This window comes from Clostridium sp. CM039 (genome assembly GCF_055081075.1).
In genome coordinates this window covers 1845869-1869142 of sequence record NZ_CM143649.1, presented here as the reverse complement: position 1 = coordinate 1869142, position 23274 = coordinate 1845869, and the positions used below count along the sequence as shown (strand labels likewise).

The following is a 23274-nucleotide window of genomic DNA, read 5'->3' as shown; positions in this document are numbered from 1 at the left end:
AGAGAGTTTCATGATTCATTATACTATTAGAAGATTTGGGGAAATGTTACTCACGCTTTTTATAATAGCAACAGCTACATTTTTTTTATTGCAAGCGGTGCCAGGTGATCCACTAATTTCAAGAGTGGAAAAATTACCAACAAATATAAAAGAACAAGTTTATATAAAATACGGATATGATAAACCGGTTGGTGAAAGATATGTTAAGTGTATTACGGGTATGTTAAGAGGCGACTTTGGTGAATCCATAGTTTATCCTGGACAAACTATGGGAAGTATAATAAAAGACAAGCTACCAGCATCTGCAAGGCTTGGAATACAACAAATGGTACTGGGAATGGTTATTGGAATTATGCTGGGGATTCTTGCAGCTATGAAAAGAGGTACATGGATTGACTACACCGTAATAACCAGTGCTGTTTTTCTTATTTCTATACCATCCTTTGTATTTGCATTACTACTTCAAAAATGGTTTGCAGGAGATCTTGGGTGGTTTCCAGTAATAGGATGGCCTAAAGGTAAAGATTTGTGGCTGGGTGGATGGGAGTATACAGTTCTACCTACATTAGCAGGATGTTTTGGCTATATTGCACATTATTCAAGACTTTTAAAAACTTCTATGCTTGATGTTATTAATCAAGATTATGTATTAACTGCAAAATCTAAAGGATTATCAACTAAAAGATTAATATCTAAGCATATAATGAGAAACTCAATGATACCAATAGTTACATTTCTTCCTATGACTATTGTAATGTGTATAACGGGATCATTTTTTATTGAAAGAGTATTTTCTATTCCGGGACTGGGGCTTTATTATATAGGAGCAGTTCAAGGACTAGATCTTCCGATAATTATGGGACAAACAATATTAACTACGGCTATGTATATATTGTGTATATTTATGTCCGATATATTGTATACAGTTGTTGATCCAAGAATAAGACTTACAGGTGGTAAAAAATAAAGGGGGGAGTTATCAATGACAAAATTTAAAAAAGAAGAGTTTGAATTAATTGATTGTGAACAGCAAAATGCTGATATGATAACAAGACCCAATATAACATACTGGCAGGATGCTTGGAGAAGACTTAAAAAAAATCCTATTGCAATGATATCGTTAGTGATATTAATAGTATTAATATTAATGGTTATTTTTGGTCCGTATATAAATGGAAAGGATTTCAAGACGGTTAATGGAAGCAAAAAAAATATATCACCCTGTAGTGAATATTGGTTTGGAACTGATGCATTAGGAAGAGATTTATTCGCAAGAATTTGGTATGGTGGTAGAGTATCCATTGCAATAGGGTTGATTGCAACAGGCATACAAATAATTGTTGGATGCTTATACGGCGGTGTAATGGCTTACTTTGGCGGATGGATAGATGAGGTTATGATGAGAATTATAGAGGTATTAACTAGTATCCCATCATTACTTTTAACAATACTAATAATGGTAGTTTTAGGTAATAGTATTACAACTTTAATTATTGCATTGACCATTACATCATGGTGTGGTACATCAAGAATGATAAGAGGGCAGTTGATGCAACTTAGGGAAAATGAATATATACTTGCAGCTGAGGCATTAGGCGCTTCGCCGGTAAGAGTTATAATAAAACATTTAATTCCAAATACAATAGGAGTATTGATATTAACTATTGCAACTAGCATACCGGGATATATATTTGCAGAAGCAGGACTAAGCTTTTTAGGACTCGGACTTCAGGCTCCAAATACAAGCTGGGGTGTACTTATATCCTATGGACAAAGTGCAATGGCTTTTTATCCATATCAATTATTTTTTCCAACATTTGCAATTTGTTTAACGGTGTTAGTATTTAATTTGTTTGGTGATGGCTTAAGAGATGCACTTGATCCAAAACTTCGTCAATAGTAGGAGGAAAGCTATGGAAAAGCTAATAGAAGTTAAAAATTTAAAAGTATCATATAATACTTATGCCGGTGAAGTACAAGCGGTAAGAGGAATGTCCTTTGACATAGATAAAGGAGAATGTATAGCAATAGTTGGAGAATCAGGATGTGGTAAAACTGTTACTTCTAAGGCAATAATGGGATTAATACAATCACCACAAGGAGTTGTTAAAGAAGGTAGTGAAATTATATATAAAGGTGAAAATATATTAAAATTTACTGAGAAGCAGTGGCAAGATTTTAGGGGTGAGCAATGTAGTATGATTTTTCAAGATGCTTTAACAGCCTTAAATCCAACTATGAAAGTTGGCAACCAAATCGCAGAAAATTTAATAATTCACAGAGGAATGAATAAGAGTGAGGCTTTAAAAGAGGCTTTAAAAATGTTAGAACTTGTTGGAATTCCTAATGCGGATAGAAGACTTAATCAATATCCACATGAATTTTCAGGTGGTATGAGGCAAAGAGTTATGATTGCTATAGCCCTTGCATGTAATCCAAGCATGATAATAGCTGACGAGCCAACCACAGCATTAGACGTTACAATACAAGCACAGATTATAGATATAATTAAAAGTCTTCAACAAAAGCTAGGAACATCGGTTATACTAATTACTCATGACCTTGGAGTGGTTGCTGACCTAGCTAACAGGATATTTGTTATGTACGCTGGCAAGGTAGTTGAAGGAGGGAATTCTGAGGAAATATTCTACAACCCTAAGCATCCTTATACTTGGGCATTACTTAAAGCAGTGCCAAGATTAGATCTTGAAAATAAGGAAAGATTAGTAGCTATTAAAGGCACACCACCTGACATGGTTTGTCCTCCAAAGGGCTGTGGATTTGCACAAAGATGTATATATTGTATGAAGATATGTTTAACAAAGGAACCTCCTACATACAAATTTGGAGGAGAACATAGGGCATCTTGTTGGCTTCATCATGAAATGGCTCCAAAGTTAAATCTACCTTTTGAAGTTGGTGGGGGTGAGTTACAATGACAGAAAACAAAAAAGATGTAGTATTAGAAGTTAAGAATTTAAAGAAATATTTTGATGTAGGAAAAAATGCAGTTTTAAAAGCAGTTGATGATGTGAGTTTTGTAATAAGAGAAGGTGAAACTTTAGGCCTTGTTGGGGAATCTGGCTGCGGGAAGACTACTTGTGGTAGAACTTGTATAGGAATGTACAATAAAACTTCCGGTAGTGTCCTATATAAGGGAAGGGATGTTCATAAAATACAGGGGGTTGAAAAGAAAGCATTTTACAAAGAAGTACAAACAATTTTTCAAGATCCATATGCATCATTAGATCCAAGAATGACAGTTGGAGACATAATAGCAGAGGGAATTGATATCCATAAGATTGCGGCTAATGGTAAAGATAGAACAGATAGAATTCAGAATCTTTTACAACTAGTTGGGCTTAATAAAGAACATAGTAATAGATTTGTTCATGAGTTCTCAGGTGGACAAAGACAAAGAATAGGGATAGCAAGAGCATTAGCTGTTGAACCTAAATTTATAATGTGCGATGAACCTATATCAGCCCTTGATGTTTCCATACAGGCGCAGGTTGTAAATCTTCTTATTAAACTTCAGAGAGAAATGGGACTTACTTATTTATTTATTGCCCATGATCTTTCAATGGTTAAACATATGTCTGACAGAGTAGCTGTTATGTATCTAGGTGTTATAGCTGAAATTACAGAGAGTGGAGAGCTTTATAAAAATCCTCTTCATCCATATACTAAAGCTCTTTTATCAGCAATTCCAATTCCTGACCCAAGACTTGAAAGAACAAGGGAAAAGATAATGCTTAAAGATGAGGTTCCAAGCCCAATAAATCCTCCAATTGGATGTAGATTTAAGACAAGATGTAGCTATGCTACTTCCTTATGTAGTGAGCAAACACCACTTCTTAAAGAAGTAGCTCCAAATCATTTTGTAGCTTGCCATTTATATTAAAATGATTTGTCATTTTAATATAAATGTATAGGGGAGGATAACCATATGGACAAAATTTCAATTTTTATTAAGGATATTATTAAATCAATAATATTGGGATTAATAATATCTCTAATATTAATATTAATATCTATATTAGGAGCTATTTTAGTAAAACACGGTGGAACTAAAGTCACACTAGAAATTGTACGTAGTACATTATTCATTGTAGGAGGCCTTGGCTTAATTGTTTATTCTGGCTTTATATTAAAGAGAAACGCAAGAAGATCGCTTAGAAATGATAAGCAGTGGAAAGAAAGATTTCAGGTTATAAACTTTGTTAATGTATTACTTATTATAAATATCATGATTCTGGTTTCTGGAATTGTAATTGATAATATAAGATATTATCTGTAGGGTTAGCTTAAATATAATGATGGTATTATTTTAGTGACTATATGTTGTAAAAGTGCGTACTTACATTAAACTAATACAGTAGTATTATTATAACTAATGACAATAAAAATAAATGTTTGTTTTATGTAGGGCAAATAGGGTATTATACTGTTATTAAAAGGCTTTACAATGCGGTGTATTCAAAAAAATAAGTAAACGGAGGACTTTAAAATGAATGAAACTTTAAAAAACATAAGAAATAGAAGAAGCACAAGGGCGTTTTTACCAGAACAAGTTAATGGAGCACATGTGACAGATATAATAGATGCAGGTATTTATGCACCGAGTGCTAATAATACGCAGCCATGGCATTTTACGATAATACAAAGAAAAGATATTATAGACAGATTAAGTGATGCTTTTAAAGAAATTGCTAAAAAATCTGATAATGAATATATTAGAAGGTTTGGTGATAATGAAAAATTTCATGTGTTTTACAATGCACCAACAGTAGTATTAGTTTCAGGAGACAAAAGTATACAGTCTGCCCCAGTTGATTGCGCAGTGGCAGTAGAAAATATGCTTATAGCAGCAGAATCATTAGAAATTGGTACCTGTTGGATTGGTCTTATTGCACATCTATTAAATAGCGAAGAAGGCGCAGAGTTTGTTAAGGAGCTTGAAATACCAGAAGGATTTAGACAAATACATGCATTTTGCCTTGGATATAAAAAAATTGAGATAACTAATGCGCCAGTAAGAAAAGAAAATACAGTAAATTATATAAAATAATGATATAAGGCACCTTCAAAAAATTCATCAGACTAAATTAATTCTGATGAATTTTTGCATAGGAAACAGGAAACTTCACGATTATAAGTAAAAATTATGAATTTTAGTGTTAATATAAATAATATAGTTAATATAGTAGTGATATATAGGATTTACTATTCTTATAAAACTAATAAATAACTAGTTATCTATTAGTTTTATAAAATAAGTCTTTACAAACACGTAAAAACAATATATAATAAAGATGTTGTCGGACATGCTTCATTAGCTCAGCTGGTTAGAGTACCTGACTCTTAATCAGGGTGTCCAGGGTTCGATTCCCTGATGGAGCACCATAAAGAAACATCAAGATCTTGTGATCTTGATGTTTCTTTTTATATAGACTAATTTTAAAATATTAACATATAATACAATAAAATATAAATTATACAAGGGGGAAATTATGGGTTCATACACCGTGTTAATTACAGTAGGTATAGTTGTAGTATCATTAATTTTAATTGCTTATGGCATAGGATTTACAAGCATAGGAACAGATGAGGTAGGGATTGTCGAGAAGTGGTGGAGTTTAAGCGGCTCAGTGCCGGCCGATAGTCTTATAGCACTAAAGGGAGAAGCAGGTTATCAACCAGAAGTACTAAGGGCTGGTGTTCACTTCAAAACGCCTTTCAAGTATAAGGTTAAGAAGGTAAGGCTCGTAACTATACCACAAGGTCAAATAGCTTATGTATTTTCAAGGTCAGGGGAAAGTTTAGGGGATGGTCAAACTTTAGGTAAGGTTATACCACAAAGTAAGTCATTTCAAGATGTTGTGGCATTTTTGAATAATGGTGGACAAAAAGGTCCACAGAGACATATTCTTCGTGAGGGTACTTATGCATTTAACTTGGCACAATTTATTATAATCACGAAAGACAAGGTACACTCTATATTTACGTCAAAAGATGAGACGGCACAAATAGAAACAATGCGAAGTGACTTAGCTAGAGAAGGTGGGTTTAATCCTGTAATTATATCAAGTTCAAAAACTACGGAGCAATACACTCAGCAGAATGATGGTAGTGAAATGGAAGCCTCATATAATAAAGGAAGGAATAAGGACGGTAACCTTGATACTATAGGTATTGTAACTATCAATGAGGGGCCTACACCGGACAATGGAGCAATTATAGCACCTATTGTTGGTGAGAGTATAAATAATGAGTTCTATCACAATAACTTCCAAGAGCCAGAAAAGTTTTTAGCTGCAGATGGCAGAAAAGGTAAGCAGATGCAAGTACTTACGGATGGAGTTTACTTCATTAATAGAATGTTTGCAAGTGTTGATATAGTACCTAAAAGTATAATAGATATTGGTTATGTAGGGGTTGTGGTAAGTTATTTTGGTGATAAAGGGGAGGATGTTTCAGGTACGGGTTATTCTCATGGAGAACTTGTAGAGCAAGGCAAAAAAGGTATTTGGAGAGATTCCATGATGCCAGGAAAGTATGCATTTAATACTTATGCAGGTAAAGTTGTACCAGTTCCTACTACTAATGTAATATTAAAATGGATTACTGGTCAAAGTGGAGTGCACAAGTTAGATGATAATTTAAAAGAGATTAGTTTAATAACTAAGGATGCCTTCGAGCCTAATCTACCACTAACCGTAGTATTTAACATCGATTATAGAAAAGCATCATCAGTTATACAAAGGTTTGGGGATATTAAAATGCTTATTGAACAATCGCTTGACCCAATGATAGCTGGTTACTTCAAGAATATTGGGCAAACTAAGACTCTTATACAATTAGTTCAAGATAGAAGTGAAATTCAGAAGCAGGCATCAGATGAAATGAAAGAGAAGTTTAAACTATATGATTTAGAGCTACAAGAAGTATTAATTGGAACACCGGCAGCTTCTGCTAGTGATACAAGAATTGAAAAAATTCTTGCACAGCTAAGAGATAGACAAGTAGCTATGGAAGAGATTAAGACCAATGAAGCTAAACAAAAATCTGCTGAAAAGCAAAGAGAATTAAATGAAGCTCAGGCAAAAGCAACAGCACAGTCAGCTCTTACGCAATCAAGTATTGACATAGAGGTAGCGGATAATAAGGGTAAATCTGAATTGAGATTGGCAGAACAGTTAGCACTAAAAACGCAGAAACTTTCCGAAGCGGACAAATATAAGAGAACTCAAGAAGCTGATGCTGAAAGATATACTAGAGAAGCCCAGGCAGCGGCACAAGCCAAAACTATTGAATTAACTGCGGGTGCTAATGCTAAACAAGTGGAACTTGCGGCAAGAGCAGAATCATTCAAACTTGAAACAGTAGGTAAAGCAACAGCACTAAATATTAAAGCAGTTGCAGATGCTACTGCTGAGCAAGAAACAAAGGTAGGTATCGCAAAGGGGACAGCGGCGAGGGCTTTAGTTGAGGCATATGGCGGCCCAGATTTACAAGTTAGGCAAAGCGTTATGATAGCATTTGCAGAGGCGTTAAAAATAAGTAAATCTCCACTAGTACCACAAACCATAATAATGGGTGGAACTGATGGGAAAACACCTAATGCAATGGAAGGTATAATGAGTATGGTGCTTGCAAATATGGCAAATGATAAAAGTGTAGTGATGCCTAAAGATATAGATAATGTAAATGCTAAAGATGTAATAAAACAATAAAGAAACTAATGTAAAAAAACCATCAGAATAAATTAATTTATTCTGATGGCTTTTTTATTTAACAACATCTAACCTATAAAGTTTTGTATTGCAAGAAAAGCCTTAATATCTATCTTCTCATTAGAACTGATTAAAATACTAGCTTCTTCCTTGGATAATAACATAACTTCAATATCCTCATCTGGTTCTAAATAATCTTTTGATATTTCGCCTGAGCAAGTACAATACACTAAGGCAGCAGACTCGTCTGTCATACCTGTAGATATATACGCCTTAGATTTGGTCTTATCATAATCAATTTGAATCAAATCAAGGCCGGTTTCTTCTTTTAGCTCGCGGCTTACAGTAGTTTTAAAATCCTCTCCACAATCTATAAGTCCAGCTGGGATTTCATAAACATAATTATTAAGAGGAACCCTAAATTGCTTTATAACCACTAATTTATTTTGAGCTACATGAGTAGCTACAATTATAACAGCGTCTATATTGTCCTCTGCGCCATTAAAATAGTTATTTTTTAATGTAGCTAAATCTTTTCTAGAAGCTATGGACCAATTTCTAGGTTCTCCACTTTTATTGGTATACTCTGCATTATAAAGTTTTAAATACTTTGTATCTGCTAGTGTTGTAATGTTTTTTATACTCATTATTTCATCTCCAGTAATACTTCATTTTATGCTATCTATATTAGGTTACTCAAAATCCTCTGATTTTAAATTATTCACATAATCTAAAACGGCATCTAGTGATTTAGAGGAGTACATTGCGTCTACTCCGCCTTTATGATAATAAACCGAAAAGCGATCATTTTTGAAATAGAAAATGTGATAGCTTCTACTACCTACCTGTCTATGCCCTAAACAACTTTCGTCATCTATAATAAGCTCATTCAATATTTTATTTCCTACATTGACATCATTTATGACAGCTAAACTCAAATAACGAGGTTCAAAAGTAAATTCTTTCATTGTGTTCATTTTAATTCCTCCTTAATTAATGTATATAAATTAATAGTAGCACTTTGAATGAATAAAAACAAATAAAGGAAGAAGTAATCATTAAGAAATATATGAAATATTTTACCAATATTCAATAGAGAAGTTACAATTAATAGCTAAATGTTCAATTTAAATAAATTCGATTGATTTATATTAAATAGTATTATATACTGTTTGTAGTGGAATAAAAAAATTGTAAAAAAATCGTATATGATGAAATAAGTTATACTTTTATGCTTGTTTTGTGATCAAATCAATCAAGTTAAAACTTATATTTACGTTATTTATTTTTTGTAACTTACGGTGTAATCGTTATATATTTATTTTTTATAACTTGCAATGTAATCGTTATACATACAAAGAAATGAAAAAATTTTAATGATTTATGCAATGTGAAATTATATTAGAAATCTAATAGCTAATCAAAGAAAACTTTCAAGGAAATATGGAAGTTTAAAATGACACACTAATGTGTATGATCAAAAATTACATAAGAAAAATTAACTCTTTATCAAAATTTAAGACATAATTTTTATTTTGAAATTTTGTTGAAGTTTTAAAAAAATATCGAAAGGGGGAGCTACTCTCAAATTATTCAACAGTAATTATTAACGTACGAAAATTTAATTTATAATTGTATATATATTAAAAAAACTGCGTAAATGAAATTATTAATTTATTAGTGAATATATTTGACCATATTTTGAGTAGCATATATGTTTAATGAGTTTATTAAAACTATCACCAGTATTTTTAATGGCGGGATTGATGATGTCCAGAATGGATGCATTAATTGCAGCTCCAATTTCAGTAATTTATGCAGCTATAATAGCGGCAATAACTTGTAAGTTCAAATTTAATGATATTGTTGATTCTGCTGTGGAGAACGTAAAAGAAATGCAATTAGTTTTTTTTATACTAATGCTAGCATATGCACTAGCAGAAGCGTTTATGTCAACAGGTGTTGGAGCTGCGATAATTAATTTAGCACTTACGCTTGGAATAACGGGTAGAACAGTAGCGCTTACAGGCCTTTCAGTAACAGCTGTTCTGTCAATTGCAACAGGATCTTCATGGGGAACATTTGCAGCTTGTGCTCCAATTTTCCTATGGCTAAATCATATAACAGGTGGAAATATAATGCTTACTACAGCTGCTATTGCAGGAGGAGCTTGCTTTGGAGATAATATAGGACTTATTTCAGATACAACTGTTGTAAGTTCTGGTATTCAAAGTGTTGATGTCACTGATAGAATAAAACATCAAGGTGTATGGGCTCTTATAACGTTAGTAATAACGGCAGGTATTTTCTACTTTGTAAGTGTGTCAATGAACCTTCCAACTATAGTTGGAAGTTCATCCCAAGCAATAGATCAAATCCCAGAAAGTGTGTGGAAATCCCTTGAAGTAGCTAAACCATCAGCAGTAGTACTATTAAATCAAGTTAAAACCGGAGTTCCAGTTTACATGATTATTCCACTATTGGTAGTACTTGTAGTTGCGGTAAAGGGAATGCCAACACTTGCTTGTTTAGGACTTGGAATAATAACATCGTTAATCCTTGGATTAACAGCTGGAACAATAACAGACATACCTCAATTTTTAGAATTAATGAAAAAAGGGTTCGCAGATGCAGGTTCATGGGTTATAGTAATGATGATGTGGATTGGAGCTTTTGCAGGTATAATGGGTAAAATAAATGCATTTGCACCATTGTCAAGATTGGTTTCAAAAATGTCATGCAACGTAAAACAACTTATGTTTTGGAACGGGATGCTTTCAATTCTTGGGAATGCAGCATTAGCAGATGAAATGGCTCAAATCGTAACAGTTGGACCAATAATTAAAAATCTTCTTGAAGACAACGTGGAAGGTAGTGAAGAAGACTTATATACGCTACGGCTTAGAAATGCTACTTTTGGAAGTTCTCTTGGAGTATTTGGATCTCAGCTTATTCCATGGCACGTATATATCGGATTTTATGTAGGGATAGCCTCTGCAGTTTATCCATTATACAAATTTGCTCCAATTGATATAATAAAATATAACTTTATGGCTATGGTAGCAGTATTTTCATTATTAGTTCTTACAATAACAGGTTGGGATAGATTTATACCACATTTCAAATTGCCAAGGGAACCTGATGTAAGATTAAAGAAAAATGTAGAAGAGGAAGTAAAAGAAGAACGTTCTGCATAAAAGTAAATAAACATATCTTTATAAAAAGCTCACTGAAAAGTGAGCTTCTTTTTTATTGTAAAATTTTAATCTTATAGTTATTTTTTGATTATTTCTAAGTTAAATTTAGGATATACAATAATTGATGCATTGAATGTTGTAAATAAAACATACTACTTATAACATAAAAAATTATAATATTATTATAAATTTTATAGTTAAGGGGGAATCAAATGAAGAGGTTCACAAAAATAACTTCTATATTGGTAGCAATTGGATTATTATTTAATAGCTTCAGTAATGTTGTACATGGTACACAAGTCGCACTAGGTGCGCAAGTTGCGAAAACGAAGCAGGCACAATTAAATAATTCATTGTCAGTTATAAGTGATAGGGAAGAGTTGAAAACAGGAAAAAGTATATCAGGCTTTAAGTTAGAGTCTAAAAAATGGCTTCCCGATGTACACTCAACTGCCATGATATTTAAGCATATTAAAAGTGGGGCTAAACTGATTTATTTACAGAATGAGGATGAAAACAAAGTATTTTCAATAAGTTTCCGTACTCCAGTGAATGATAATACTGGTGTTAACCACATTATTGAGCATTCAGTTTTATGCGGTTCAAAGAAGTATCCTGTTAAAGACCCATTTTTAATTATGACTAAGCAATCATTAAGTACATTTATAAATGCGTTTACAGGACCGGATTTTACAATGTATCCAGTAGCAAGTAAGAATGAAAAGGATTTTGATAATTTGATGGGTGTATACATGGATGCAGTGTTTTATCCAAATATATCTAAAAATCCTAAAATACTTAAACAAGAAGGGTGGCATTACGAGGTTAATAGTAAGACAGGAGAGTTACATTATAATGGAATAGTATACAATGAAATGAAAGGGAATAACTCTTCTCCAGAGGTAATATTATCTAATACTATTAATCAATCGCTTTTTAATGAAAATTCATACAGTTTTGAATCGGGAGGTAAGCCAGATAATATTCCTGACCTAACCTACGACAAATTTATCGAAACATATAAAAAATATTATGTTCCATCAAATAGCTCTATATATTTATATGGAAAATTGGATATTGAACATACATTGAAATTTATGAATGATAATTATCTAAGTAAACTTAAAAAAACAACAGTGGATAGTAAAATTAAATTACAGAAACCTTATGAAAATGAAAAAAAGGTTGAAAAAACAGCTTTATATCCTGTGGCTAAAGGTGTAGGTACAGCAGATATGACGTACTTATCATCTAATTATATGATCGATAAGGTAACAGATGTAGAAAATATTTTAGGTTTTCAAATATTGCAAGAGATTCTTTTGAATACTAAAACTTCACCTCTAAGGAAATCATTATTAAATAATGGGATTGGAGGGGATGTCTATGCAAGTTTTAACCCCTCAACTAAGCAACCAACTTTCAGTATAATTGCTACCAATGCAAATGAATCAGAGAAATATAAATTTAAAGGTCTTGTTGATGATTCCTTAAAACAAGTGGTAAAAGAGGGGTTTGATAAAGAATTAGTAAATTCAGTATTCAGTGCTGTAGAACTAAGTTTGCGTACTCAAAATTCGGATGCTAACAGAGGTATGAATTATATGTCTTCAGCTTTAAATTGCTGGAATTATGATGTGAGCCCTACAGAATATCTAGAGATTACCCCAGCACTTAATAAAATAAAATCTAAAATATCCGATGGGTATTTTGAAAAGTTAGTACAAAAATATTTATTGGATAATAAAAATAATTCATTAGTTGTTTTAAAACCTTCTAGTGGATTAAATGAAATAAAAGAAGAAATGGTAAAAAAGAAACTTTCAGAGTATAAAAAATCACTATCGCAAATTGAATTAGCTACAATTAAAAAAGACGCAGAAGAATTAAAAAAATGGCAGGGAACATCAGATTCAAAAGAAAAATTATCGAAAATACCAACACTTACTCTTAACGATTTAAATTTAAAATCGGAAGAAATTCCAACAATAGAAAAACTAGAAGGAGGTATAAAAGTATTAAGTCATCCTATGTTCACTGATGGAATTACTTATTCTAATTTATATTTTGACAGTTCAAAGGTTCCTCAAAACAAAGTATTATATTTGAAATTACTTGCGAGTGTTTTAGGAAATGTTAGTACTGAAAAATATAATATTATGCAACTTTCAAATAAAATGATGAAGTATACCGGGGGAATTGCCTTTAATTCAACATCATTTAAAAATAATACTGATAGTAATAAATACTCTCCTAAAATGAGTGTTTCAGTAAATTCTATTAATAATGCATTACCAAATTCTTTGGAACTATTAGATGAAATAATGAATCATAGTAAGTTTGATGATAAGGAACGGATGAAAGATTTAATTAAAAAAATAAGAGTAAATTATGAATCTATGTTTGTTAATGAAGGTAACCGAATTGCAATAAAACGTGCATTGTCCTATTTATCATATAGTGGTAAGTATACTGATTTGGATTATTTGCCTTACTATGATTTTATTTGTGATTTGGATGATAACTTTGATGTGAAATTTGAAGAAACGGTAAAAAATTTAAATGATGTTAAAGATATTGTATTTAACAAAGAGGACTTGGTTGTAAGTTACACTGGAGATGAAAAAAATTATGAAGACTTTGTTGTTAGTCTTAATAAATTAGGAGAAAGAATTAAGGATAAAAAATTTCCTAAGCAGAAATATGAGTTTGATTTTTCGAAAAAGAATGAGGCTTTTGTAATTCCATCTCAAGTGCAATATGTGGTTAAGGCTGGTTGTTTTAAAAAAGCAGGGTACAACTATAATGGACATATGAAGGTTCTTGAAAATATTTTAAATAGTGATTATTTATGGCAGGAAGTTAGAGTGAAAGGCGGTGCATACGGTGGGGCTATGAGTTTTACAAAGGACGAGGTATTGTTCTATTCTTACCGCGATCCAAATTTAAAGGAGACATTAAACACATTTGATGATGCTTTAAAATTTTTAAAAAACTTTAAAGCAAGTGAAAAGGATATGACTAATTATATAATAGGAACGATAGGAAGTATGGATTCTTTAGCAGGGCCATCTTCTAAAGGTCTAATGGGGGACAATATGTATTTTACAGGAACTACTCAAGCTGATATTCAAAAGCTACGTGATGAAGTGTTATCGACTACCGCGGGTGACATAAGAAACTTCGCGGATCTGTTGGATACTATAAAAAAACAGAAATTACACTGCGTTGTTGGTAGTGAAACTAAAGTAAATCAAAATAAAGATTTATTCGATAGGATTATAGTACCTATTAAGAAGGCTAAACATTAATATTTCAGCTCCGCAGCGGATGATTAAATATGCTTTAAATTGCAGTATACATTTAGAAAAGAACATAAAGCGCAAGTTTTATGTTCTTTCTGTGTTTATGGTATAATTAAAAGATTATAAAACTTAAGAACTAGGGAGAAAATATGTTGAAAGAAGATATGATATTACAAATATTTAATGAAGGAACCAGTGGTAAAAATCATGCCAGTGGGCAAAGGGTCCTTAATAATGATTTGGTTTCTTCTATAAATATTACAAATGAAGATAAATTAATATGTATAGATGGCAATGTGATTTCAGAGAAACTTTTTAATGAATATCACACGAAAATTGAGATGGATGCAGTTCGGAGAAGTATTTTTACTACATTCTGTAGCTGTTCTAATTTTGAAAGCAATGAGTTTAAAAAAGAAAATTATTGTTGCAAACATTTAGTAGCAACATTTTATAAAGCATTAGAGGATTTATCAAGTCACCCACTTTTAAGGGAAGATGATGTTATGAATCCAAGTACATTTAAAAATAGTAGTAATGTACTATCTATGCTTTTGGGCGATGAAAGACATAAAGAAGAAATTAAAATAGAGGTGTACATAAATAAAAATCAGTGGACTAGCGACCTTACAGCTGAGTTTAAAATAGGGTTAAGTTCTATGAGTGCAAGTAATCTTTATGTTTTAAAGGATATCAATCACTTTTTATTAGGGTATTATAATAATATTCCTATAAACTATAGCAAAAATTTTACTTTTAATATGGAAAATCAAAAAATGTCCACAAAGGATAAAAGGATTATTGATTTTATTGAAATGTTAAAGACGATTGAGGGAACTCGAAGGTACGTTAACAGACGTGAAGACCGGTATGTAGATGGAAAAAACATAAATATTCCTAAATATCTAACCAGGGAATTTTTCGAAATTATAATTAAGCATAGAGTCTATTTAAATGATGGCTTTTTTTATAGACCTGTGGATACAGAAATTTTATATGAGGCTCCACCCCTAGATTTTGATTTGAAAATAATAAAGGATAATTATGTGCTCAAATCTTCAAGTGGAATGCCAGCATCTTTAGGATCTAAGAATGATGTTTTTTTGTATGGTACCAATATATATCTTCCAGATTATGAGTTTTGTTATAAGATAAGTCCGTACCTTCAAGTTTTTAATGAGGCAAAGGTCGTAACTATGACAAACCTCGAGGAGGAAAACATATTAAGGCGGCTAATTCCAGATCTTAATTTATTGTCACCGAATGTTGTCTTATCTAAGACTATAAAAGATAAAATAGTAATGTGTAAAAGTCAGTTTAATTTCTACTTTAATCAGGAGGGGAAAGATATTACTCTAACATTAAAGGTGAAGTATGGAAATTTTGAGTTTAATATCTTTGAGGATTGCGCAGAAAAAATAATATATAGGGATTCTAAAGAGGAAGCCCAAGTTACTTCGGTTTTAAAAGTCTTAGGTTTTCAGGAAATAAAAAATAAGTTTTATTTTTCAAAGGGAGAGGACTATATATTCAAATTTTTTAAAAGTGATATTGCGAGACTTCAAGAAATAGGGGAAGTATATTACTCCGAAAACTTTAAAGGTATAAAATCATTAGGTGCTAAGGGTATTAGTGGAGATATTAAAAGCGGAAAGTATAATTATTTTGAAATGGATTTCAAAATAGGGGATATTGAGCCACGAGAAACTACAAATATACTAAGAGCTTTTAGAAATAATCTTAAATATTATAAGCTGAAAAATGGTGAGTATCTCGATTTGGAGGAATTAGAGCTTAATAAATTCTTAAAGCTTTTGGATGTGATTACATCATCTGATAGTTACAATAATCATATTGAAATATCTAATAGTAAAGGCATTTTCCTAGATGGTTATTTAAAGGAAAATAACATTAGATATATAAAAGGAAAAAAAGAATTAAAAGAAGTAAGAGATAAGATTAAGGACATTGAGAAATTGAATTTTAAAGAACCAGTTGGTTTCAAGGGGAAATTAAGAGAGTATCAAAAAATCGGATATAATTGGTTTAAAACCTTAGATTATTTAGGGTTTGGTGGAATTTTAGGAGACGAAATGGGTCTTGGTAAAACCATTCAAGCTATTACTTTTATATTAGCGAGTAAGGGGAGTAAGACTTTAATTGTAGCGCCTACATCCCTAATATATAACTGGATAAGTGAACTTGAAAAGTTTGCACCTAGGTTAAAGGTTGCTGCGGTTAATGGGTTAAAGGATGCGAGAGAAGAAATAATAAATAGTATAGCAAATTATGATGTGATTATAACTACCTATAATCTATTAAAGAGGGACTTGGAAAGCTACAAACCATTAGAGTTTGATTGTTGCATACTAGATGAAGCTCAGAACATTAAAAATCCAAACTCTCAAAATGCAATAGCTGTGAAGGAGATAGGGGCGAAGACAAGATTTGCACTATCAGGCACGCCGATAGAAAATTCTCTTATGGATTTGTGGTCTATATTTGATTTTATAATGCCAGGATACCTATATGATCAAAAGAGATTTAGCGTGAGATATCATAAAAAGCTTAAGGAAAGTCCGGAGATATTAGAAGATTTAAATAGGCTTATAAAACCTTTTATTTTAAGGCGTCGAAAAAAAGATGTTTTAAAGGAATTACCTGATAAAATAGAAAAAACGCTTTTGGTAAATTTAGAGCAGGAACAAAAGAAGGTTTATAAAACCTATGCAAACCATGCAATGGAACTTATTGAAAAGAAGGTAAAAAATGATGAGTTTAAAAAAAGTAAAATAGAGATACTTTCGTATATTACAAAGTTAAGACAAATATGTTTAGATCCTACAGTACTCATGAATGATTATAGTGGTGGTAGCGCAAAAATAGAAGCTTTAGTGGAACAACTTCATAAGAGTATAGATGAGGGACATAGAGTAATTGTTTTCTCCCAATTTACTTCTGTTCTTAAGAATATACAAAAAAGACTTATAGTGGAGGGAATATCTTTTAGTTACTTAGATGGATCGGTGACTTCAGAGAAGAGAATGAATTTGGTAAAAGATTTCAATGATGGCGAAAACTCTGTGTTTTTAATAAGCTTAAAGGCTGGAGGCACAGGCCTAAATTTAACTTCAGCAGATGTAGTAATTCACTTTGATCCTTGGTGGAATCCAGCAGTAGAAGAGCAGGCCACAGATAGAGCTCATAGAATAGGTCAAAAGAATGTGGTGAGTGTTATAAAAATTATAGCTAAGGGCACTATTGAGGAAAAAATTCTGTCACTTCAAGAAGAGAAGAAAAAGCTTATATCAGAGCTTATGGGGGATGAACTATCCGGAGGCAAAGGCTTTGCAGCAATGAGCGAGGAAGATATATTTGGATTATTTGAAATGAAGGAATAAAACTTGCATGGAAATCCTTTTTATTGTAAAGTTGAGTAATAATACTATATAAAATTTATGAGGTATTTTATGAAAAATAAGATTAAGGACATTTTGCTTATTATCAAGTATATACTATTTACCGCAATTTTTTTAATAACTGCACTTTATAACGCTCAAAATCAATTGTTAATTATTACTTTAACTTTTTTATTTTTAACATCTTACACAATTAGAGTATTTTTCATATATGATAGTGAAAATCATAAAAATCTAAGTTGTTTTTCTTTAGCAATAGATTATATATTCATATTTATACTTAATATATATGATAGCTCTCATCTATCTTTATGCTTATATTATTTTATGTTGGAAGATATTGTTCTAAATTTCAAAGTAGCAGTTGGTATAGTTGCTTCAATTTTTTCATTTGTACTTTACTGCATAAATTTAAGTATTATGGTGAATTTTGAATTTACAAGAATCATCGTGAAAATACTTTTAAGTCTATCAGTTTTTTCTATGATTTATTTAATGTTTTTCCTTGTGAGATATTTATTAAAGCAAGCAGAAATAATTGAAGTCTCTTTAAATAAAATAACTATGGAGAAATTAGAAAAAGAATACATATATATGAATTTAAAGGATGCATATGAAAAGTTAGAGATGATGACTGTTATTAAAGAAAGAAATAAGATCGCACGGGAAATTCATGATACAGTGGGACATACACTAACAACTGTACTAGTCGAAATAGAGGCTAGCAAAAGACTGATGAAGGTGAATTCGAATTTATCACTAGAAAAACTTTGCCTAGCACAAAGTCAAGTGAGAAAGGGTCTTAATGATATCCGTGCCTCTGTGCGGGTGCTTGAAAAAGGTGACGAATTACTGGAGTTTTATCCTTCTTTAGATACGATAATAAAGGATACCCAGCTACATTCAGGAGTGGTAATTAAAACTGAAATAGACCCTTCATTAAATTTAACTAAAGAAGCGAAAAATGTAATTTTATCTTCTCTACTAGAGGGGCTGACAAATGGGATTCGTCATGGTAAAAGTACTGCTTTTTTGTTTAAACTTATAAAAAAGGAGGATAAAGTATGTTTTTCTCTTGAAGATAATGGAGAAGGTGCAGGTATATTAAACTACGGATTTGGGCTTCGGGCTATGAGAGATAGAGTTTACGACTTAGAAGGAAGCTTTGACATTAACTCTGATGTGCAAGAGGGATTAGAACTTCTCATTACGCTTTCTTATTCTAAAGCCTGCGTGCAATAACTTTTAGGAAAATATAATAATATTGAATGCTTTATTTTCGAGGGAGGCTTTTATGGACAAGATAAGGGTGTTAATTGCAGATGATCAAACCCTTATGAGGGATGGACTTAAGACAATACTTGAACTAGAGGAAAATATAGAAGTAGTGGCCCTTGCAAAGGATGGGGTGGAGGCATTAGAATTATGCTCTGAAACTAAACCTCAGGTGGTGCTAATGGATATAAGAATGCCAAATATGGATGGAGTACAATGCACCAAATTAATAAAGGAAAAATTCCCTAATATAGTGATACTCATTCTTACCACCTTTGATGATGAAGAATTCATAGTTAAAGCTTTAAGCAATGGTGCCTCTGGTTATATTTTGAAGGACATAGAGGGGGATGGACTTATAAAATCAGTGAAGGATGCTTACAAGGGTGCTTTTATATTGCCTTCTAAAATTGCTATAGTGCTTGCTGGTAAAATAGTCAAACAGTACAGTAATGACAATCAAAAAAATAATGAAAATAGTGAAGCTAAATTATTAAATTCTTTTGGGCTTTCAGAAAAAGAAACTGAAATTGCAAAAATGCTAGCTCAGGGTTTTACCAATAAGCAAATTGCATCTTCACTATACATATCTGGTGGAACAGTAAAAAACTATGTAAGTAATCTGTATAGTAAAATAGGCATTTCTGATAGAACATCAGCGGCAATATATATTAAGGATTTGCTTTTGGAATAGATATACATTAAAAAAGTAACCCTGGTCACTTTATTTTGTGACCAGGGTTACTTTTATATTACTCCTAAAATTGGTAGTATTTTATTAAAGAAATTATAAATTTTAGTTTTGAAAGGAGTTAGTAAAATGAAACCTTTATCAGCTTTAAGTTATTGCAAAAATAACAAGAAAAAACTTATTACTTCTACCATATCAATATTAGTGGCTGTTTCATTTTTATATATTTTTCAGACATTTGTAAAATCTATAGGGGACTCACTGCAAGATCTAAAAGTAAACCCATATAAAAATCATATGACGGTGCAAAGTATTGGAAAAAACAAACCAATACCAAAAAGTATCATGAGTATCCTTAAAGACAACTCTAATGTAGAAAACATAATTTCATTTGTTTCATATGAAACAGTCTATACTATACCTGGAGCTAGCACTAGTGCTTTTATTTTAGGTATAAGACCTGAAAATATAGAGTATGTTATGAAAAAAAACAACATTACATTAAAGGAGGGAAGGCTACCACTAGAAAATCATAAAGAAGTGGCACTAGATTATAGAGTATCAAAAAATAAAAATGTTGTGATTGGAGATAAAATTGGAAATTCTATTGAAAAAAATGATGCCTTAAATGGTGAGTATACAGTGGTAGGAATAGTTAAAGGCGACGGGTTTTTATCATTTATGCCTTATAACACTGATGTAGCAACAACAAATACCAATGATGCAATTACAGCGGAAAAATCCATATTAGTTTTTCCAAAGAATAACAAAATAAAAGAGGTGGATAAACTACTACTAAGTTTCCCTAAAAAAGGGGTAGCAGTGATGACTTTAAGTGGAATGATTAAACTTTATAATAAAGGAGCATCTATAATGCGTACATTAGATATGATTTGTATACTTGCGATTATTGTAATGGTTATTTCCACTGGAAGCTCTAAATATGTAGAGTTTTTTAGTAGAAAACAGGAACTTGGTATTTTAAATGCCATGGGGTATACCAAGGTGGAATTAATGAAGAAGGTATTTTGGGAAGTATTTATTGTAAATCTACTAGGATTTACTCTAGGGATAATAGTTGGATGGTTGTCTTCTGTATTAATTAATAATGGAGCATTTGGAGCCGTTGGTGGGGTTTCAGTACACTATTCTTCAAAAGCATTTTTAATGGCGCTTTATATACCACTATTTACAACGCTATTTACATTAATACCAGTAAACAGAATGATAAGTAAGCTAGATCCTATAGTTATGATTGAAGGAATATAAAAAGGAGTGAATTATTATGTTATTTAAAGTGGAAAATCTAAATTTAATATATGATATTGGAAAAGAGGTTCAGACATATGCTTTAAGAAATATTAATCTTTCATTGGAAGGAAATAGATTAATAGGCATAATGGGACCATCTGGTAGTGGTAAAAGTTCATTGCTATATTCCTTAGCAGGACTAAAAATCCCATCATCGGGAACCATAAGTTACAATAATGTGAAATTTAATGAATTATCTATTTCTAAAAGTACAGGGCTTAGGCGTAAAGATTTTGGGTTCATTTTTCAAAGACATTTTCTTATAGATTATATGACAATAGTAGATAACGTATTAACACCAATAAATGATAATAGTACTCCTGCAAAAGAAAAGGCGTTGGGTTTATTAAAAAAGCTTGGCATTGAGCATTTGGCCAATAAAAGGCCTCATCAATTATCCGGTGGGCAAAGACAAAAGGCTGCAATTGCTAGAGCACTTATAAATGACCCTAAAGTAATTTTTGGTGATGAGATTACTGCATCCTTAGACCATGCCAGTGCAATGGAAGTAATGAAGATATTGGACGAATATAAAAATAATGCCTTAGTTATAGTTGTAACACATGATGCTTCCATACTTGAAAATGCAGACGATATAATTAATATATGGGATGGCGCTGTTACCTCAATTAAAAAAAGAGGAATGGAGGGATATAATGAATCCGCTATCACCCTTTAAGTATATTAAAAATAATACTTCTAAAATATTGCCAATACTAATGTCTATAATGGTAGGTGTCTTACTAATTTATTTTTATTCACTAATAAATAAAAGTGCTACTGAGCTAACAAAGATAACAGCTACCAATATTTTCAGTAAATACACAACAGTAGCTAGCAATAGCGAAGAGCCTATTTCCAAAGATTACTTAGACAAAATAACTAATGATAATAATGTAGATTATATTGTACCATTAATTGGTGAGTATGGTTTTCTTCAATATAGTGGATTTTTGGGTGGAATGTCTATTGATGTGATAAATTTTTATGAAAAAGATATATCAAGGATTATTACTACCCTTGATATGAAACTAATTCAAGGTAGACTTCCACGGCCCAATAAGAATGAAATCATTATCCCTAAAAAATATGCTCTGCAAAACGAATTAAAAACAGGAGATTATATTGGCTCAGAGGTATCCGATAGCTACGGAATAGAAGGTAAATTTAAAGTGTCAGGAATTACAGATGGTCCAGTAATGCTTGCAGTAGTCAGCGATAATAAGGATAATGTTCCGAGAAGTGCAGTAATGAAGAACTCTATAGTGTTTCATGTTAAAAATATAAAAGATAAAAATTTAATTAACTATTTATCTAAAGACACACCTAAAAATATTTTGATTAGGGATTATTACAGTGTTTCAAAGCAATATGATGAAATTCTTAAACCAATGAATAGTTTATCATTTATGCTTAATATGATAATAATAGTAGTGCTATTTATATCACTTGGAAATTTGAATTACATTAACTTCCTTAATAGAAAATACGAATTTGGAGTATTATTAGCTATAGGTTATAAAAAAAGTACACTTTATTTTAAACTTTGGAAGGAAAATTTTACGGTATGTTTACTGGGATATATATGTGGAATACTATTAACTACGTTTATAACTTTTATTTTGAATTTAACTGTACTTTATCCAACTGGTAAATTTATTCCTTTATGGAGTATTTCTGGTGCAAAGGTAGCGCTGTTTATACCAATAATTGTATCGTTTTTAAGTTTAATTGCACCTATTAAGGAACTTCGAAAAACCGACCCAATTGATGTAATTGGAGGTTAAGGGATATTAAAGTAAATAATTATGTATGACAAAATTACGAATAATGTAATTAACTAATGCTCACAATAAACAGAGGTGAGATTATGGCTTTAAATAATGATGTAAAAGAAATGAACAAATTTTTAAAGGGCATACACATGGGAGGTACTACTTTTAAGGATTATCTCCGCAAAGCTAAAGGGCAAGAGCTCAAAAATGAACTAGTTCAAATTATAGAATCATTTAAAAGACATGAAGAGGCAATTACCAATAGGATAGAAAAGTTAGGTGGTAATGCTGCCGATACTCTTGGGGTAATGGGCACTATGGCCGATTTTTTTGAGAAAATTAAACTTATACCCGTAAACACTGATTTGGAAGTGTGTGAGCATGCAATAGATGCTATGGAAATGGGAATAAAGCAAGGTCAAAAGTTTATAGAGCAGAATAAGGATTTGGATGCTAGTCTAATGAGCGAAGTAAAAGCTGTTGTAGCCGATTATGACAATCATTTAAGAAAAATACAAGAAGCAATGAGAATATGTAAATAGTAAAGTGCTCTCACATATAAGGT

18 protein-coding genes and 1 tRNA gene are annotated in these 23274 nt (G+C 31.6%); 17 read left to right on the top strand and 2 right to left on the bottom strand.

The window, feature by feature from the left end:
• Positions 1-10: 10 nt before the first annotated feature.
• The 8 genes from ACWJJ2_RS08850 to ACWJJ2_RS08815 all read left to right on the top strand — a co-directional run bounded on the left by ACWJJ2_RS08850 (position 11) and on the right by ACWJJ2_RS08815 (position 7736).
• A complete protein-coding gene (locus tag ACWJJ2_RS08850) occupies positions 11-967 on the top strand; it encodes an ABC transporter permease (RefSeq protein WP_165413127.1) in 957 nt (318 codons plus the stop codon).
• Between the two features lie 15 nt (positions 968-982).
• The gene (locus ACWJJ2_RS08845; protein ID WP_216303130.1) at positions 983-1900 is read left to right on the top strand and encodes an ABC transporter permease; all 918 of its coding nucleotides are present in this window, start codon (positions 983-985) and stop codon (positions 1898-1900) included.
• A 13-nt stretch (positions 1901-1913) separates the two neighbouring features.
• Entirely contained in the window at positions 1914-2939 is a 1026-nt protein-coding gene (locus tag ACWJJ2_RS08840) for an ABC transporter ATP-binding protein (protein ID WP_216303129.1), read from the top strand.
• The gene (locus ACWJJ2_RS08835; protein WP_462954271.1) at positions 2936-3904 is read left to right on the top strand and encodes an ABC transporter ATP-binding protein; all 969 of its coding nucleotides are present in this window, start codon (positions 2936-2938) and stop codon (positions 3902-3904) included. Before ACWJJ2_RS08840 ends, ACWJJ2_RS08835 begins: the two co-directional genes overlap by 4 nt.
• A gap of 45 nt (positions 3905-3949) precedes the next feature.
• Positions 3950-4300: a hypothetical protein gene (locus ACWJJ2_RS08830; RefSeq protein ID WP_462954270.1), complete on the top strand. Its 351-nt coding sequence runs from the start codon at positions 3950-3952 to the stop codon at positions 4298-4300.
• Between the two features lie 210 nt (positions 4301-4510).
• The gene (locus ACWJJ2_RS08825; RefSeq protein ID WP_462954269.1) at positions 4511-5071 is read left to right on the top strand and encodes a nitroreductase family protein; all 561 of its coding nucleotides are present in this window, start codon (positions 4511-4513) and stop codon (positions 5069-5071) included.
• A gap of 258 nt (positions 5072-5329) precedes the next feature.
• Positions 5330-5406 (top strand) — tRNA-Lys (locus tag ACWJJ2_RS08820).
• 107 nt (positions 5407-5513) lie between these two features.
• Positions 5514-7736 carry a flotillin family protein gene (locus ACWJJ2_RS08815; RefSeq protein WP_165413112.1) on the top strand — a complete coding sequence of 741 codons (2223 nt, stop codon included), beginning with the start codon at positions 5514-5516 and terminating at the stop codon, positions 7734-7736.
• A 68-nt stretch (positions 7737-7804) separates the two neighbouring features.
• On the opposite strand, the gene ACWJJ2_RS08810 is transcribed toward ACWJJ2_RS08815, so the two are convergent.
• Positions 7805-8383, bottom strand: coding sequence for an NUDIX hydrolase (locus tag ACWJJ2_RS08810; protein ID WP_165413113.1), 579 nt, complete (start codon positions 8381-8383; stop codon positions 7805-7807).
• Positions 8384-8428: 45 nt separating this feature from the next.
• Entirely contained in the window at positions 8429-8713 is a 285-nt protein-coding gene (locus ACWJJ2_RS08805; protein ID WP_165413114.1) for a hypothetical protein, read from the bottom strand.
• 744 nt (positions 8714-9457) lie between these two features.
• Here ACWJJ2_RS08805 and ACWJJ2_RS08800 point away from each other — a divergent pair.
• The 9 genes from ACWJJ2_RS08800 (at position 9458) to ACWJJ2_RS08760 (ending at position 23251) form a co-directional block, all read left to right on the top strand.
• Positions 9458-10933, top strand: a complete 1476-nt coding sequence (locus ACWJJ2_RS08800; protein ID WP_220286513.1) for a Na+/H+ antiporter NhaC family protein — start codon at positions 9458-9460, stop codon at positions 10931-10933.
• A gap of 212 nt (positions 10934-11145) precedes the next feature.
• On the top strand, positions 11146-14244 hold the full coding sequence (locus ACWJJ2_RS08795) for an insulinase family protein (RefSeq protein WP_462954268.1): 3099 nt from the start codon (positions 11146-11148) through the stop codon (positions 14242-14244).
• A 143-nt stretch (positions 14245-14387) separates the two neighbouring features.
• Positions 14388-17639 carry a DEAD/DEAH box helicase gene (locus tag ACWJJ2_RS08790; RefSeq protein WP_462954267.1) on the top strand — a complete coding sequence of 1084 codons (3252 nt, stop codon included), beginning with the start codon at positions 14388-14390 and terminating at the stop codon, positions 17637-17639.
• Between the two features lie 69 nt (positions 17640-17708).
• Positions 17709-18899 carry a sensor histidine kinase gene (locus ACWJJ2_RS08785; protein WP_462954266.1) on the top strand — a complete coding sequence of 397 codons (1191 nt, stop codon included), beginning with the start codon at positions 17709-17711 and terminating at the stop codon, positions 18897-18899.
• 52 nt (positions 18900-18951) lie between these two features.
• Positions 18952-19626 (top strand): response regulator transcription factor, encoded by a 675-nt coding sequence (locus ACWJJ2_RS08780; protein WP_462954265.1) that lies wholly within the window; start codon positions 18952-18954, stop codon positions 19624-19626.
• 126 nt (positions 19627-19752) lie between these two features.
• Entirely contained in the window at positions 19753-20892 is a 1140-nt protein-coding gene (locus ACWJJ2_RS08775; RefSeq protein ID WP_216303119.1) for an ABC transporter permease, read from the top strand.
• Positions 20893-20908: 16 nt separating this feature from the next.
• On the top strand, positions 20909-21613 hold the full coding sequence (locus ACWJJ2_RS08770) for an ABC transporter ATP-binding protein (protein ID WP_216303118.1): 705 nt from the start codon (positions 20909-20911) through the stop codon (positions 21611-21613).
• Positions 21591-22721, top strand: coding sequence for an ABC transporter permease (locus ACWJJ2_RS08765; RefSeq protein WP_220319989.1), 1131 nt, complete (start codon positions 21591-21593; stop codon positions 22719-22721). The genes ACWJJ2_RS08770 and ACWJJ2_RS08765 overlap by 23 nt, the downstream gene beginning before the upstream one ends.
• Before the next feature lie 83 nt (positions 22722-22804).
• Positions 22805-23251 carry a DUF2383 domain-containing protein gene (locus ACWJJ2_RS08760; protein ID WP_216303116.1) on the top strand — a complete coding sequence of 149 codons (447 nt, stop codon included), beginning with the start codon at positions 22805-22807 and terminating at the stop codon, positions 23249-23251.
• Positions 23252-23274: the final 23 nt, after the last annotated feature.